This is a genomic window from Mycolicibacterium sp. TUM20985, assembly GCF_030295745.1.
Classification (GTDB): domain Bacteria; phylum Actinomycetota; class Actinomycetes; order Mycobacteriales; family Mycobacteriaceae; genus Mycobacterium.
This window is the reverse complement of record NZ_AP027291.1, coordinates 2,720,774-2,736,118: the sequence shown is the minus strand read 5'-3', so window position 1 is coordinate 2,736,118 and position 15,345 is coordinate 2,720,774. Positions and strand designations below refer to the sequence as shown.

Sequence of the window (15,345 nt, the reverse complement as noted above, 5' to 3'; positions counted from 1 at the left end):
CGGCTCCGAGGAGGCCCGTTCAGGTTCCGGGGCCTCGGCGGGTGCCTGCGGCACGTGTTCCCTTTCGATTGACGGCGACGAGATGGGGTCAATCGTAGCCGAGTCGACGCCGCCCGCCGGGCGGTCACCAGCCCGTCGGCAGCGGATGCCCCTCGGCGAAGCCGGCTGCGGACTGCACGCCGAGGACGACCTTGTCGTGCAATTCGGGCAATGTGGCCGCGCCGACGTAGGTACAGGTGCTCCGCACGCCGGAGGTGATGTGGTCGAGCAGGTCCTCGACGCCACCGCGGTCCGGGTCCAGCGTCATCCTCGACGTCGAGATGCCTTCTTCGAACAGAGCCTTGCGTGCGCGATCGAACTGGCTGTCGCCAGACGTCCTCGCCGCCACCGCCCGCTTCGACGCCATGCCATAGCTCTCCTTGTACGACCGGTCCTGCCGGTCGTACAGCAGGTCACCCGGCGACTCGTAGGTCCCGGCGAACCAGGAGCCGATCATCACGTTGGATGCGCCCGCGGCCAGGGCCAGGGCGACGTCGCGCGGGTGGCGAACGCCGCCGTCCGCCCAGACGTGGGCTCCCAGTTGCCTTGCTGCGGAAGCACATTCGACCACGGCCGAGAACTGCGGTCGCCCGACGCCGGTCATCATCCTGGTCGTGCACATCGCGCCTGGGCCGACGCCCACCTTGACGATCGAGGCACCGGCGCTGATCAGGTCGCGCGTGCCCTCCGCCGAGACCACGTTGCCTGCCGCCAACGGCAAGCCCAGGTTCAGCGACGAGACGGCCTTGATGGCGTCGAGCATCTTCAGCTGATGGCCGTGCGCCGTGTCGACGACGAGCAGGTCGGCGCCGGCCTCGGCCAACTCCCGAGCCTTGGCCGCGACGTCACCGTTGATGCCGATGGCGGCGGCGATGCGCAGGCGACCCTCGGCGTCGACGGCGGGCGCGTAGATGCCCGCGCGGATGGCGCCCGTTCGCGTGAGCACGCCGGCCAGGCGGCCGTCGGCCCCGGTCATCACGGCCACCCCGACGGGACTGTGCTCGAGCCGGTCGAACACCGTGCGCGGATCGGTGCCCACCGGGGCGGTGACGAAGTCGGTGATCGCGACGTCGCGGACCCGCGCGAAGCGGTCGACGCCCTGGCAGGACCCCTCGGTGACCAGACCGACCGGCTTGCCCTCGGCGTCGACCACGACGGCGGCACCGTGGGCGCGCTTGTGGATCAGCGCGGTGGCGTCGGATACCGAAGCCTCGGGTGACAGGGTCACCGGGGTATCCACGACCAGGTCGCGGCTCTTCACGAACTCGACCATCTCGCGCACCGCCGCAGCCGGAAGATCTTGTGGCAGAACGACGATGCCGCCACGTCGGGCGACCGTCTCGGCCATCCGGCGACCGGCGACGGCGGTCATGTTGGCCACGACCACCGGGATGGTGGTGCCCGAGCCGTCGACGGTCGCGAGGTCGACGTCGAAACGCGACGTGACATCCGACCGGCCGGGTACGACGAAGACGTCGTTGTAGGTCAGGTCGTAGGGCGGGTGATGCCCGTCAAGGAATCTCATCGCCGGCCAGTTTAATCGCCGAGGAGACTAGGCCGGCGACTCGCTGCGATCGCCGCTCCACTGCGTGTGGAACTTCTTGCTCGGGTCCTCGTCGATGCGTCCGTAGGTATGGGCGCCGAAGAAATCGCGCAAACCCTGCGTCAGAGCCGCGGGCAGCCGCTCGGTGCGCAGCGCGTCGTAGTAGGAGAGTGCCGACGAGAAGCCGGGGACCGGGATACCCAGCTCGGTCGCGGTGACCACCACCCGCCGCCAGCCGTCGACGGCCGCCTCGACGGCGCTGCGGAAGTACGGTGCGACGAGCAGGGTCGCCAACTCCGGCTCGTCGTCGAACGCCTCCTTGATGAAGTTAAGGAACTTGGCCCGGATGATGCAGCCGCCGCGCCAGATGGTGGCCAGATCGCCGGGGGTGATGCCCCAGTCGTATTCGAGGCTGCCCGCCTGAATCTGGTTGAAGCCCTGGGCATAAGCGACGATCTTGGAGGCGTAGAGCGCCTGCCGGACGTCCTCGATGAAGGCGGCGGCATCGGTCGGCTTGGCGCCGAGGGTGCCCGCGGCCAGACCGGTGGTGGCCTTGCGCTGCGAGACCGACCCCGAGAGGGCGCGGGCGAAGACGGCTTCGGCGATACCGGTGACCGGCACCCCGAGATCGAGCGCGGACACGACCGTCCAGCGGCCGGTTCCCTTCTGTTCGGCCTCGTCGAGGATGACGTCGACGAGGGGCTTGCCGGTCTTGGCGTCGGTCTGCTTGAGCACCTCGGCGGTGATCTCGATGAGGTAGCTGTCGAGATCGCCTTCGTTCCAGTCGCGGAAGATGTCGGCGATCTCCGGTGCCGTCTTGCCGAGGCCGTCGCGCAGCAGCTGGTAGGCCTCGCCGATCAGCTGCATGTCGGAGTACTCGATGCCGTTGTGCACCATCTTCACGAAGTGGCCCGACCCGTCGGGCCCGATGTGCGTGCAGCAGGGGACGCCGTCGACGTGCGCGGAGATCTCCTCGAGCAGCGGGCCGAGCGACTCGTAGGACTCCTTGGGGCCGCCGGGCATGATGGACGGCCCGTTGAGGGCGCCCTCCTCGCCACCGGAGATGCCTGCGCCGACGTAGTGCAGACCACGTTCGCGGATGGCCTTCTCGCGACGGATGGTGTCGGTGTAGAGGGAGTTGCCGCCGTCGATGATGATGTCGCCCTCCTCCATCGCGTCGGCGAGCTCGTTGATCACGGCGTCGGTGGGGCCACCCGCCTTGACCATGATCAGCACCCGTCGCGGCTTCTCCAGGGTGGCAAGGAATTCCGGGATGGTGTTACCGCGAACGAAGTTGCCCTCCGTGCCGTGGGCGTCGAGCAGGGCGTCGATCTTGGCGGTCGTCCGATTGTGCACCGCAACGGTGTACCCGTGATGGGCGAAGTTGCGGGCGATGTTCGACCCCATCACGGCCAGGCCGGTGACGCCGATTTGAGCCGTGGCGTTGGTTTCGGGCGAGCTCACGGGCAGCCTTTCGTGGTTGGGGTGTGGCGAGGAGTTCCGAGGGTCGAATCTACGCGGAGATCAGGCGCTGTAGCTCGGTGAGCCAGGGCACCGCCAGCGCCACGGTGGGGACGACCAGAACGGCTGCGGCGGTGACGTACGCGGCCGTCGCCAGCAGGACGCTGTTCGGCTCGCCGGCCAGGCGGCGCACCCGCGTGATGGTGTGTGGCCCGCCGGCGGCCAGCGCTCCGGACGGTGCCCAGCTCGAGGCGCAGGCGACCAGCGCCCGGGCCAGGGGAGTGGGGCCCGCCTTGCGGACGGCGGCGTCGTCGGCGAGCGCCTCGATGAGCAGCCGCACCGCGTCGAGCGCATTGGCACTCCGGACGAAGCGCGGGAAGGCGGCGTGGACGGCGGTGAACATCTCCAGCACCAGATCGTGCCTGGCGCGCAGGTGGGCATGTTCGTGGCTGAGGATGGCGGCCAACTCGGTGTCCGACAGCGCGCTCAGCGTGCCCTCGCTGACGACGACCCGGCTGCGGACGCCGGGCAGACAGTAGGCCAACGGCTGGGCGACGTCCAGGATGCGCAGCCCGTGCGACGACCGCACCGACGGATCGTGCGACCGGCCGAGGAGGTCGACGAGCATGCGGTGATGCGCCCGTCGCCTGCGGGTGGCGATCGCGACCTGCACCACCGACACCATCAATCGGGCGCCGATCAGGAGCGTGACGGCGAAGACGGCGACGTACAGCAACCACAGCGGCCAGCCAAGCACCCTGATCTCGCTGGTGACCGTGGCGGTCGGCCTACCGTCGGGACCTGGGACGAACAGTCGGCTGGCGATGGCGATGCCGGCGCTGAACGCGGACAACACGGCGGCGAGGGCGATCGACTGCCACAGCACTACCGCCGCCCGCGGCGCACGCAAGGGCCACGACGCTCGCGCCAACAACGCCGGAACTGGGCCGATGAGGAGTAGCGCGACTAAGGAGAACGCCAGCGCGGACACACTGACAGTGTCCCTCAGGCGGTACCCGAATTACCAGCGACCGAGGCAGAACTCTCCTTGGCCTCCAACTCGGCCAGCGCTCGGCGCAGGGCGGCCGCCTCGTTGGCGCCCACCCGTTCGACGAAGTGGACGAGTGCGGCCTCGCGACTGCCGAAGTCCGAGGCCTGGTCGAGCGCGTCGACCATGAGGCCGGCGACCAGGACATCCCGGCCGTGAGTCGGGGCGTAGCGGTGCGCCCTGTCGTCGCGGTGTTGCACGACGAGGTTCTTCTTGGCCAGGCGTTGGAGCACAGTCATGACCGTCGTGTAGGCAAGGTCTCGCCGCACCGCCAGTGCTTCGTGCACCTGACGGACGGTCTGAGGGTCGCGCGAAGACCACAGGTGGTCCATCACTTCGCGTTCGAGTTCCCCGAGGCGCGTCTGCTTGGGCATGATTCGTTCACTCTCCTGAGCAATGCTTACAGGGTACTACGGGCTTACTACCGTGCGTCGTATCAGTTGCCGGGGTGCGACGGATACGTTCCCCCGAAGCGTCAACGGGCGGGTGTTCCCATTCCTTCCCGACCCGCCAAACGTGCGGCCGTATACCCAATTCCCGTCAGTTGTGAGTCCCGTCACAGCACGTCTCCCCGCAGTCGACTTTCCTTATAGTAAGGCTAACCTAACTAGGAGGTGCCGTGTCGGTTGCCGTTGACGACCCGCTGATCATCCGCATGTCCATCACCCGGACCTTGCCCTTGCACGAATCCAGCCGCCGCCTGCGCGAGTTGTCGCCCGAACGTCCGCGGACGTACGGCGTCGCGGTCATGCGCGACGTGTCCCGTCGGCGCTGGTGGCCGCTGACCGACGCGTTGGCGACCGACCGCCTTCAGGCAATGTTCGACGCGGCCGCCGCGGAGACGGACCACCGCGTCGGGGTCACGCACCAGCTGGCGGCGAGCCTGGCCCACGTCGTGATCGGGCGCGTGGTGCCGCTCCTGGCCCTCGAGGGCCGGGCCTGGGACACCGGTCTGGAGAACCTCTGGGTGCACGTCGATTCCGAAGGTGCCATCGACTGGGTCGGCGTCGTCGATCCGACACTGCGCGCCCTTCCCGACGATGGTCAGATCGTCAGCCCGGACCGGACGCGCGATGGAATCGTGGCGCTTCCGAACGAGGCCGCGCTCGCGACCTGGGTCGCGCACCGTAGTCACCGCACGCTGACGCCGTTGTTCGACAGGCTGGTCGACGTCAGCCGCGGCGCCATGTCGACCTCGGCCATGTGGCACATCGTCGGTGCCGCCGTAGTCAGCGAGGCCACCCGGGTGCCGCTACTGGCCGGATCCAGTGAGCAGACCAGCATGCGCCGCGGCCAGGCGGTGCTGGACGCGCTGGTCGGTTTCGGAGCGCCGGTGCGCGGCGGCCGAACCTGCCGGGGAGGGCTCTTGCTAAATTAGGCAAGGCTTCCCTATGCTCTCTGGTGCCGACGCGTTCGGCCGCACCGAACCACCGGACCGCCGTGGAATCCTGTGGGCTGCAGAGATCACCGGTCCGTTCGAGGGTGGGCCCCGCACACGCACCGTGTGCGGGGCCACCCGTTTTTCAGGGGTGTCGTGCCGGGGCCGGTTCGGCGGCGTGTAGACAATTCGGTGTGACGACTTGGATGCCCAACGGCGTAGGTGGCGGCTTCGATGACGAGATCGGCCTGACCTATCTGGACGTGACGCCCGACGGTTCGAAGGCTCAACTGACGATCAACGCGAAGCACCTGCAACCGCACGGGATCGTGCACGGCGGGGTGTACTGCGCGATCGTGGAAAGCGTCGCCAGCGTCTCGGCGGCAACGTGGCTTCAGGCCAGGGGCAGCGGCAGCAACGTGGTCGGCGTGAACAACAACACCGACTTCCTGCGCGCCATCACCGCGGGCATGGTCACCGCCGTGTCCACGCCCATTCACCGCGGTCGACGCCAGCAGATCTGGCTCATCGAGATCACCGACACCAACGACAAGATGGTCGCCCGCGGCCAGGTGCGGTTGCAGAACCTGCCGAACGAGGGCTGAACGCAGGCGCATTCACGCGTGCGCTGCTGACTGCCGCCCGCCGTGGCAGGATCGCGATCTATGCGCCTGTCACCGCACGAGCAGGACCGCCTGCTCATCTCGTATGCGGCCGAACTCGCCCGTCGCCGCCAGGCACGCGGTTTGCGGCTGAACCATCCCGAGGCGGTCGCGGTAATCACCGACCACCTCCTCGAGGGCGCCCGTGACGGCCGTACCGTCGCCGAGCTGATGAACAGCGGGCGCGAGGTGCTCGACCGCGCCGACGTGATGGACGGTGTGCCCGAGATGCTCTACGACGTCCAGGTCGAGGCCACGTTCCCCGACGGCACCAAGCTCGTCACCGTCCACCACCCGATCCCGTGAGGTGGGAGATGAGCGCTTGCGCGAAGAACGGACGGCACTAGTGATTCCAGGCGAATTCCTGTACGGCGAGGGTGACATCACGCTCAACGAAGGCGTCGATCGGCTCGAGCTGGACGTCGTCAATACCGGTGACCGGCCCGTCCAGGTCGGCAGCCACGTCCACCTGCCACAGGCCAACGCCGCGCTGGAGTTCGACCGCGAGGCCGCTCACGGTCACCGACTCGACATTCCCGCCGGAACGGCCGTGCGCTTCGAACCCGGTATCGGACAACATGTCTCACTGGTACCGCTCAGCGGCAGCCGGGAAGTCCACGGTCTGTCCCTGACCCCGCCCGGAAAGCTGGACGGCAACACATGAGCGAGCTCTCGCGTTCCCGCTACGCCGCACTGTTCGGTCCGACCACCGGCGATCGCATCCGCCTCGCCGACACCGATCTGTTCATCGAGATCACCGAGGACCGCAGCGGCGGTCCGGGGCGGGCAGGCGACGAGGCGGTCTTCGGCGGCGGCAAGGTGCTCCGCGAGTCGATGGGCCAGTCGCGCGCCACCAGGGCCGACGGTGCGCCCGACACCGTCATCACCGGCGTGGTCATCATCGATCACTGGGGAATCATCAAGGCGGACGTCGGTATTCGCGACGGCCGCATTGCCGCCATCGGCAAGGCCGGCAACCCGGACATCATGTCGGGCGTGCATCCCGATCTGGTGGTGGGCCCCTCCACGGAGGTGATCGCGGGTAACGGCCGCATCCTGACCGCGGGCGCGATCGACTGCCACGTGCACCTCATCTGTCCGCAGATCATGGAGGAGGCGCTCGGCGGGGGCATCACCACGATCGTCGCCGGTGGTACCGGCCCAGCGGAGGGCAGCAAGGCCACGACCGTCACGCCGGGTGCGTGGCATCTGGCGCGGATGCTCGAAGCGCTCGACCACTGGCCGCTCAACGTCCTGCTCCTCGGCAAGGGCAACACCGTCAGCTCCGAAGCCATGTGGGAGCAATTGCGTGCCGGGGCAGCCGGATTCAAGCTGCACGAAGACTGGGGGACCACCCCCGCCGCGATCGATGCGTGCCTCACGGTCGCCGACCAGGCCGGAGTCCAGGTCAACCTGCACTCGGACACCCTCAACGAGGCGGGCTTCGTCGAGGACACGCTGGCGGCCATCAATGGCCGGGCCATTCACGCCTATCACACCGAGGGTGCGGGTGGCGGGCACGCGCCCGACATCATCACGGTGGTGTCGCACCCCAACGTGTTGCCCAGTTCGACCAACCCCACGCGTCCGCATACCGTCAACACCCTCGACGAGCATCTCGACATGTTGATGGTGTGCCACCACCTGAACCCCAGCGTCCCAGAGGATCTGGCGTTCGCCGAGAGCCGCATCCGGCCGTCGACGATCGCGGCGGAGGACCTGCTGCACGACATCGGCGCGATCTCGATGATCGGTAGCGATGCACAGGCCATGGGTCGCATCGGCGAGGTGGTGCTGCGCACCTGGCAGACCGCGCACGTGATGAAGAAGCGCCGCGGTGCGTTGGAGGGTGACGGTGCGGCCGACAACAACCGGGTGCGCCGTTACGTCGCGAAGTACACCATCTGTCCGGCGGTCGCCCACGGCATCGACCACGAGATCGGCTCGGTCGAAGTCGGCAAGCTCGCCGATCTGGTGCTCTGGGAGCCGGCCTTCTTCGGTGTCCGCCCCCACGCAGTCATCAAGGGCGGCATGATCGCCTGGGCCGCGATGGGGGATGCGAACGCCTCGATCCCGACACCGCAGCCCGTCCTGCCACGGCCCATGTTCGGTGCGGCGCCCGCGGCCGCTGCAGCGACGTCGGTGCACTTCGTCGCACCCCAGGCCATCGAGGACCACCTCGCCGACCGGCTGAACGTCAACCGCCGACTCGTGCCCGTCGCCAACGTCCGCAGGGTGGGCAAGGCCGACATGCCGCTCAACGACGCCCTGCCGCGCATCGAAGTCGACCCCGACACCTTCACCGTGACCATCGACGGTGACGTGTGGGCCGAGCAACCCGCCACCGAACTACCGATGGCGCAGAGATACTTCCTGTTCTGAGATGTCGAATCTGACCACGCTGCTGATCCTGGCCGACTCCCGGTTGCCGACCGGCGGGCACGTCCACTCCGGCGGTGTCGAGGAGGCCGTGACCAGTGGGCTGATGGGTGACCTGCCGACGTTGCGGGCGTATCTGCGGCGCCGCATCCGCACCACCGGGCTGGTCACGGCGTCGATTGCCGCTGCCGTACACGCGGGCACCGTGACCCTCGGTGAGGCCGACCTCGAGACCGACGCCCGCACACCGGCTCCCGCCGCCCGCAGTGCGTCACGGGCGCAGGGCCGGGGCCTCGTTCGGCTGGCCCGCAAGGTGTGGCCGGACGACGACTGGGAGCGTGTGGGCGTCAAACCTCACTTCGGGGTCGCGGCGGGCGCGGCGGGCGCGGCCAGCGGCCTGCTCCCGGAACAGACGGCTCTCTCGGTGGTCTACACGACGATGACGGGGTCGGCCACCGCCGCGCAACGCCTGCTGGCGCTCGACCCCGGTGACGTCGCGGCGCTGACCTTCGAGTTGTCCGACCTGTGCGATCAGACCGCCGCCGAGGCCGCCAAGGAGCTCGCCGACCTGTCCGACCCCCTGCTGGACGCACTCGCCCAAAAGCACGTCGAGCGCGACCGACCCTTGTTCGTCTCCTGAAAGGTGCACCATGCCACCACATTTGCTCGACGGTGATCCCCACGATCACCTCCAACGTCCGCGCCGGGCCCGCCAGCCGGGGGAGCCGCTGCGCATCGGCATCGGTGGCCCGGTGGGCTCCGGCAAGACCGCCCTGGTGGCCGCCCTGTGTAGGCAACTACGCGACGAGCTGTCCCTCGCGGTCCTGACCAACGACATCTACACCACCGAGGACGCGGACTTCCTACGCCGCCACGCCGTGCTGCCCGACGAGCGCATCGCCGCCGTGCAGACCGGTGGATGTCCGCATACCGCCATCCGCGACGACATCACCGCCAACCTCGACGCGATCGACGACCTGATCGCCGGCAACCCCAAACTGGATCTGATCCTCGTCGAGTCCGGTGGTGACAACCTGACCGCGACCTTCTCCTCGGGCCTGATCGACACGCAGATCTTCGTCATCGACGTGGCAGGCGGCGACAAGGTGCCGCGCAAGGGTGGACCCGGTGTGACGTTCTCGGATCTGTTGGTGATCAACAAGACCGACCTCGCCCCGATGGTCGGCGCCGACCTCGACGTGATGCGCCGCGATGCCGCGATGGTCCGCGATGACCGCCCGTTCGTGCTGATCTCGCTCACCGAGGATCCTGCCGCGTCCCTCGTCCTGGACTGGGTCCACCAACAGCTCCGCGTTCCGGTGTAAGGGTGCTGTCCGACGTTCTGATCGTCGCCTCGCCCGGCCGCGGACCGCGCATCGAGTGCGCAGGCGGGGTGGCGGCCCGCCGCACCGATACCCACACGGTGCATCTGGTCTCGGCCGCGGCGACGCCGCTGGGCGGGGACACCATCCGGGTGCGGGTGGTCGTGGAGGAGGGGGCCCAGCTCCGATTGCGCAGCGCCGCCGCGACGATGGCCATGCCGGGAACCGTCACCATGGAATCTCGAGCCGATTGGGATCTCGAGGTGCAGGGACAGCTCGACCTCGATCCGCAACCGACGATCGTCGCCGGACGCGCCAGACACGCCACGTCCACCCGGCTGCGGGTTGGCGACGGGGGCAGCGTGCGAGTGCGCGAACGCGTTCAGGTCGGCAGAACGGGGGAGCGCCACGGCTTCTGGTCGGGTGCCGTGCACGCTGACGTCGACGGCACCCCGCTGCTGCGTCACCGCGTCGAGTTGGGCGTCGGGTCGGTCACCGATGACGAGCTTGGCACCCCGCTGGCGTGCATCAGCGAACTACGCTGGCCTGCAACCACATTCGATGCCCAGGGCACGGTGCTCCAGCTGGCGCCGGGCGGCTGCCTGGCCACCTGGCAGGGCGAACGGCTCTAGCTCGCCGCCCGCTCCGTCTCCCGCGCCGAGGCCGCGAGGTCCTCGAGTTGCTCGATCCGCGTTCGCGCATACGCCTGCTGCTCGGTGATGGTCAGCTGCCCGCGCTCCTTGCTGAGGAACGTCACCGCCCATGACATCAGGGTGGCCACCTTCGTCTTGAAGCCGACGAGGTAGATCAGGTGCAGTCCCAGCCACGCCAACCACGCGATGAAACCGCTGAACTCGAACTTGCCGACCTGCGCGACCGCGTTGTACTTCGAGACGGTGGCCATGGAGCCCTTGTCGAAGTAACTGAACGGCTCGCGCGGCTTCGGGACGGTGCCGTGCTCGCGGGCCTTGGCCTCGTTGTTGATGATCTTCGAGACGTACTTGGCGCCCTGGATGGCACCCTGCGCCATGCCGGGAACGCCTTCGACGGAGGCCATGTCACCGATGACGAAGACGTTGGGATGACCGGGGATCGAGAGGTCGGGCAGAACCTTCACGCGGCCGGCCCGGTCGATCTCGGTGTCGGACTGCTCGGCGAGGTCGCGACCGAGCGGGCTCGCCGCCACACCGGCGGACCACACCTTGCACGCCGACTCGATGCGCCGGCTCGTGCCGTCGGCGTCCTTGACCGTGATCCCGTTGCGGTCGACGTCGGTCACCATGGCGTTCAGCTGGATTTCGACGCCCATCTTCTCGAGCCGCTGCTGGGCCTTGCGACCCAGCTTCTCGCCCATCGGCGGCAGCACGGCGGGTGCGGCGTCGAGGAGGATGACATGCGCCTCGGTCGGGTCGATGTGCCGGAAGCTGCCCTTGAGCGTCTGGTCGGCCAACTCCTGGATCTGGCCGGCCATCTCGACACCCGTCGGGCCCGCCCCCACGACGACGAAGGTCAGGAGCTTCTTGCGCCGCACCGGGTCGCTGGACCGTTCCGCCTGCTCGAAGGCGCCGAGGATGCGACCCCGCAGTTCGAGCGCGTCGTCGATCGACTTCATGCCGGGGGCGAACTCGGCGAAGTGATCATTGCCGAAGTAGGACTGGCCCGCGCCCGCGGCGATGATCAGGCTGTCGTACGGCGTCGTGTAGTCGTGCCCGAGCAGTTCCGAGGTCACCGTCTTGCGCGCCAAGTCGATGTGCGTGACATCGCCCAGCAACACTTGGGCGTTCTCCTGCTTCTTCAGGATGAGTCGCGTGGGTGGGGCGATCTCGCCCTCCGAGATGATGCCGGTCGCCACCTGATACAGCAAGGGCTGGAAGAGGTGGTGGGTCGTGCGGGCGATCAGCTTGATGTCCACATCGGTGCGCTTCAGCTTCTGAGCGGAGTTCAACCCACCGAACCCGGAACCGATGATGACGACCTTATGCCGATCCGATGCCGTAGCTCCGGGGTGGCTCATTGCTGCTCCTCGCGTGCGAAAACCTACTCAGTACAACCGATAGGTTAGTCGGACGCGTTCCCCGGAGCGCGGTGAGATAACCCACCGCACCCAAATGTTTACCCCGCCAGCAGGGGCTTCAGCTTCTCGGCGACCTCCGTGACCGGCCCGGGGTGATACCCGTCGAGGCTCGTGACGGGGCTGAGGATGACACCGTCCACCCCTGCATCGAGGACCTTCGTCTTGATCTGATCGGCCACCTGTTCGGGGCTACCGAACACCGCCTGCTGCCGGAAGTCCTCGGGAATGAAGTCGGCGGTGATGCCTTCGCCAACGATCGCGACCACCAGCATGCTGGTCTCGAGAGTGGCGGGATCGCGGTCGATCTTCTCGCAGTTCTCCTTGAGCACCGCAAGCTTGCGGGGCAACTCGTCGAAGCCGGCGATGATGTTGAGGTGGTCGAAGTGCTTGGCGGCCAACGGAATCGTCTTCTTCTCGCCGCTGCCGCCGATCATCAGCGGAATGTGGTCGCGGAAGCGCGGTTCGGCCATCGCCTCCTGGGTGCGGTAGTACTTCCCGGAGAACGTCGGCCGCTCACCGGCGAGCATCGGCAAGATGATCTCCAGCGACTCATGGAGCCGGTTGAACCGGTCGGTGAACGTGCCGAAGTCATAACCCAGCGAATCGTGCTCCAACTCGTACCAGCCCGTCCCGATGCCCAGGATCGCCCGGCCCTGACTGATCACGTCCAGGGTGGTGATGGCCTTGGCGAGCAACGTGGGGTTGCGGTAGGTGTTACCCGTGACGAGCGTGCCGAGTTGGACGCTGTCGGTGACCGCCGCGAGCGCGCCGAGTGCGGTGTAGGCCTCGAGCATCGGCTGGTCGGGGGTACCGAGCCCGGGTAGCTGGTAGAAGTGATCCATCACGAAGACGGAGTCATACCCGGCGGCTTCGGCTTCCTGCGCCTGGGCGATGACGGTGGGGAAGAGTGCCTCGACCCCGGTGCCGTAGGAGAAGTTGGGAATCTGTAGTCCGAGTCGGATCGTCACTCAGGTGACACTAGCCACGGGTAAACGGAACCGGTACCCCGTTTCGCTGTCCGCGAAGAGGGAATAACTGGGGACTCAGGCGAAGCTGGCCAACGCGCCGTGCGAGACGTGCAGCGTCTGACCGGTGATGTGCCTGGCGGCGGGGGTCGTCAGGAACAATGCCAGCCGGGTGATCTCGGCGGCGACCGATGGTGAGGTCCTGGCGATGCCGTCGTAGCCGGGCTCGGCGCCACGTCCCGATGCCACCGCATTGAGGGTGATCCCGCGAATTCCGAAGTGAGTCGCTTGTCCCGCCGTCCAGTTCGACAGCGCGGCCTTGATCGCCGCTTCGGCACTGCCCTCGCTGGCGTTGTCGCCGACGACGTTGACGATCGATCCGCCGGAACGCAGGTGATCGCCGAGGATCTGGATGGTGAGCACGGCCGAGAGCACGGTCGCATCGAGCGCCGTACGCCATGCGGCGGCACGCTCGGTGAGCGTGTAGGTGCGGGGATCCCCGCCGTCCCCACGGTGCGCGGGGACGTTGATGATCGTGTCGAGGTGGTGGGGGAACTGCGAACGGGCTTCCTCGAGACTGGCCGGGTCGGTGTTGTCGAAGACGATCGAGTCGACGTCGAGCTCCTTCGCCGCGACCTCGAGATCGTCGCGGCGCGCGCCCGCGATGACGACCTGGTGTCCGGCGTCGCGGAAGCCCTCCGCGATGATGCGTCCTAGTTCGGTGTCACCGCCGGTGAGCAGCACATCCATCACTACGACCTCCTCGTGTTCGACGCTGAACCCAGCGAGTCGCCCATGATGTTACTGGACAGTAGCTACCCGGCGAAACGCGCCACGCGGTGAACGAAGGACGGTCGCATGGAGGTCACCTAGGGTTACACCGTGACCAGCGCCCGCCGCGCCATCGCGGCCGTATCGGCACTACTCCTGGTGGCGACCGCATGCGGAACGCGCACCGGTGGCGATACCCCGGCCGGTGGCTCGCTCGCCGTCTACGCGGCCGCCTCGTTGAAGAAGCCGTTCACCGCCATCGGCGACCGGTTCACCACCGACGACCCCGGCTGGTCCGTCGACTTCACCTTCGCCGGTTCGTCGGACCTCGTCACGCAATTGACGCAGGGCGCGACGGCCGACGTGTTCGCCTCCGCGGATACCAAGAACATGGACGAGGCCGCGGCGGCGGGCCTGCTGTCGGGTGATGCGGTGGACTTCGCGTCCAACACGCTCGTCATCGTGACCGCGCCGGGGAACCCGAAGAAGGTGGCCACCTTCGGGGATCTGACCCGGCCCGGGTTGGCCGTCGTCGCCTGCGCGCCGCAGGTCCCGTGCGGCTCGGCCACGGAGAAGGTGGAGCGAGCGGCGGTGGTGACCCTCGACCCCGTCAGCGAGGAGTCCTCCGTCACCGACGTGCTGACCAAGGTGACCAGCGGGCAAGCCGACGCCGGCGTCGTGTACGTCAGCGATGCGCTCGGCGCGGGCGAGGACGTGACGACGGTCGAGTTCCCCGAGGCGGCCGCGGCGGTCAACATCTATCCGATCGCCGTGTTGAAGGAAGCGACCGACGCCGCCGCAGCGCAGCGGTTCGTGGACCTGGTGACGAGCGACGAGGGCCAGAAGATCCTCGAGCAGGCGGGCTTCGCCAAGCCTTGAGCACTCCTGGCGGTCTGCCGCGCTGGATCTACCTGCCCGCCGCCATCGGCGCGACCTTCGTCATCCTGCCGTTGATCGCCATCGCGGCGAGGGTCGACTGGTCCCAGTTTTGGACGTTGATCACCAGCAGTTCCTCACTGACTGCGCTCGAGCTCAGCTTCAAGACCTCGGCAGCGAGCACGACGCTGTGCATCGTCTTCGGCGTGCCGATGGCAATGGTGTTGGCGCGCAACGATTCCCGTGCAGTCCGATGGGTGCGCCCGTTGATCCTGCTGCCGTTGGTCCTGCCGCCGGTGGTGGGTGGCATCGCCCTGCTCTACGCGTTCGGACGTCTCGGACTGCTCGGTAGATATCTCGACGCGGCGGGCATTCAGATCGCCTTCACCACCACCGCGGTGGTGCTCGCGCAGACGTTCGTCTCGCTGCCCTTCCTCGTCATTGCCCTGGAGGGTGCCGCGCGCACCGGCGGGTCCGAGTACGAGGTGGTGGCCGCCACCCTCGGGGCACGACCGTCCGCGGTGTGGTGGCGGGTGACGTTGCCGCTGCTGGCGCCAGGGCTGGCGTCGGGGGCGGTGCTCGCCTTCGCCCGGTCACTCGGCGAATTCGGTGCGACGTTGACGTTTGCGGGGTCGCGCGAAGGGGTGACCCGCACGCTTCCGCTGGAGATCTACCTGCAACGGGAGGTCGACGCGCAGGCGGCGGTGGCCTTGTCGGTGCTGCTCGTCGCGGTGGCAGCCGTCGTCGTCATCGGTCTCGGCAGCCACAGGATCAAGGCCGGTGCAGCGAGTGGCTGGCGGTGAACCATGAGCGGCTGCGAGGTGCGG

At 68.0% G+C, this 15,345-nt stretch carries 17 protein-coding genes; 10 read left to right on the top strand and 7 right to left on the bottom strand.

Annotated elements, in window-relative coordinates; genetic code table 11:
• Positions 1-124 precede the first annotated feature (124 nt).
• From QUE68_RS13475 to QUE68_RS13460, 4 genes are all read right to left on the bottom strand, one after another.
• The gene (locus tag QUE68_RS13475) at positions 125-1,564 is read right to left on the bottom strand and encodes a GuaB1 family IMP dehydrogenase-related protein (protein WP_284226612.1); all 1,440 of its coding nucleotides are present in this window, start codon (positions 1,562-1,564) and stop codon (positions 125-127) included.
• A gap of 27 nt (positions 1,565-1,591) precedes the next feature.
• A complete protein-coding gene (gene gndA / locus QUE68_RS13470; RefSeq protein ID WP_286275818.1) occupies positions 1,592-2,989 on the bottom strand; it encodes an NADP-dependent phosphogluconate dehydrogenase in 1,398 nt (465 codons plus the stop codon).
• Positions 2,990-3,095: 106 nt separating this feature from the next.
• Positions 3,096-4,034: a M56 family metallopeptidase gene (locus QUE68_RS13465; protein ID WP_284226607.1), complete on the bottom strand. Its 939-nt coding sequence runs from the start codon at positions 4,032-4,034 to the stop codon at positions 3,096-3,098.
• Between the two features lie 14 nt (positions 4,035-4,048).
• Complete coding sequence (locus QUE68_RS13460) at positions 4,049-4,465, bottom strand: BlaI/MecI/CopY family transcriptional regulator (RefSeq protein WP_284226606.1); 417 nt, start codon at positions 4,463-4,465, stop codon at positions 4,049-4,051.
• Between the two features lie 245 nt (positions 4,466-4,710).
• Between QUE68_RS13460 and QUE68_RS13455 the strand changes: the two genes are divergently transcribed.
• From QUE68_RS13455 to QUE68_RS13420, 8 genes are all read left to right on the top strand, one after another.
• A complete protein-coding gene (locus QUE68_RS13455; protein ID WP_284226605.1) occupies positions 4,711-5,469 on the top strand; it encodes an iron reductase in 759 nt (252 codons plus the stop codon).
• Positions 5,470-5,663: 194 nt separating this feature from the next.
• Positions 5,664-6,074: a PaaI family thioesterase gene (locus QUE68_RS13450; RefSeq protein WP_284226603.1), complete on the top strand. Its 411-nt coding sequence runs from the start codon at positions 5,664-5,666 to the stop codon at positions 6,072-6,074.
• A 60-nt stretch (positions 6,075-6,134) separates the two neighbouring features.
• On the top strand, positions 6,135-6,437 hold the full coding sequence (locus tag QUE68_RS13445) for an urease subunit gamma (RefSeq protein WP_284226602.1): 303 nt from the start codon (positions 6,135-6,137) through the stop codon (positions 6,435-6,437).
• A 40-nt stretch (positions 6,438-6,477) separates the two neighbouring features.
• The gene (locus QUE68_RS13440; RefSeq protein ID WP_284226600.1) at positions 6,478-6,795 is read left to right on the top strand and encodes an urease subunit beta; all 318 of its coding nucleotides are present in this window, start codon (positions 6,478-6,480) and stop codon (positions 6,793-6,795) included.
• Positions 6,792-8,513 carry an urease subunit alpha gene (locus QUE68_RS13435; RefSeq protein ID WP_284226599.1) on the top strand — a complete coding sequence of 574 codons (1,722 nt, stop codon included), beginning with the start codon at positions 6,792-6,794 and terminating at the stop codon, positions 8,511-8,513. The genes QUE68_RS13440 and QUE68_RS13435 overlap by 4 nt, the downstream gene beginning before the upstream one ends.
• A gap of 1 nt (position 8,514) precedes the next feature.
• Complete coding sequence (locus QUE68_RS13430) at positions 8,515-9,150, top strand: urease accessory protein UreF (RefSeq protein WP_284226598.1); 636 nt, start codon at positions 8,515-8,517, stop codon at positions 9,148-9,150.
• 10 nt (positions 9,151-9,160) lie between these two features.
• The gene (gene ureG, locus QUE68_RS13425; protein WP_284226597.1) at positions 9,161-9,835 is read left to right on the top strand and encodes an urease accessory protein UreG; all 675 of its coding nucleotides are present in this window, start codon (positions 9,161-9,163) and stop codon (positions 9,833-9,835) included.
• 2 nt (positions 9,836-9,837) lie between these two features.
• On the top strand, positions 9,838-10,464 hold the full coding sequence (locus tag QUE68_RS13420) for an urease accessory protein UreD (RefSeq protein WP_284226596.1): 627 nt from the start codon (positions 9,838-9,840) through the stop codon (positions 10,462-10,464).
• Here the strand turns inward: QUE68_RS13420 and QUE68_RS13415 are convergent.
• The 3 genes from QUE68_RS13415 to QUE68_RS13405 all read right to left on the bottom strand — a co-directional run bounded on the left by QUE68_RS13415 (position 10,461) and on the right by QUE68_RS13405 (position 13,621).
• Positions 10,461-11,846 (bottom strand): NAD(P)/FAD-dependent oxidoreductase, encoded by a 1,386-nt coding sequence (locus QUE68_RS13415; protein WP_284236077.1) that lies wholly within the window; start codon positions 11,844-11,846, stop codon positions 10,461-10,463. The two genes, QUE68_RS13420 and QUE68_RS13415, sit on opposite strands and share 4 nt — an antisense overlap.
• Before the next feature lie 98 nt (positions 11,847-11,944).
• A complete protein-coding gene (locus QUE68_RS13410; protein ID WP_284226592.1) occupies positions 11,945-12,874 on the bottom strand; it encodes an LLM class F420-dependent oxidoreductase in 930 nt (309 codons plus the stop codon).
• 75 nt (positions 12,875-12,949) lie between these two features.
• Entirely contained in the window at positions 12,950-13,621 is a 672-nt protein-coding gene (locus QUE68_RS13405) for an SDR family oxidoreductase (protein ID WP_284230924.1), read from the bottom strand.
• 132 nt (positions 13,622-13,753) lie between these two features.
• Here QUE68_RS13405 and modA point away from each other — a divergent pair, with 132 nt between their 5' ends.
• The gene (gene modA / locus QUE68_RS13400) at positions 13,754-14,521 is read left to right on the top strand and encodes a molybdate ABC transporter substrate-binding protein (RefSeq protein WP_454786508.1); all 768 of its coding nucleotides are present in this window, start codon (positions 13,754-13,756) and stop codon (positions 14,519-14,521) included.
• Complete coding sequence (locus tag QUE68_RS13395; RefSeq protein WP_284226590.1) at positions 14,518-15,321, top strand: ABC transporter permease; 804 nt, start codon at positions 14,518-14,520, stop codon at positions 15,319-15,321. Before modA ends, QUE68_RS13395 begins: the two co-directional genes overlap by 4 nt.
• Positions 15,322-15,345: the final 24 nt, after the last annotated feature.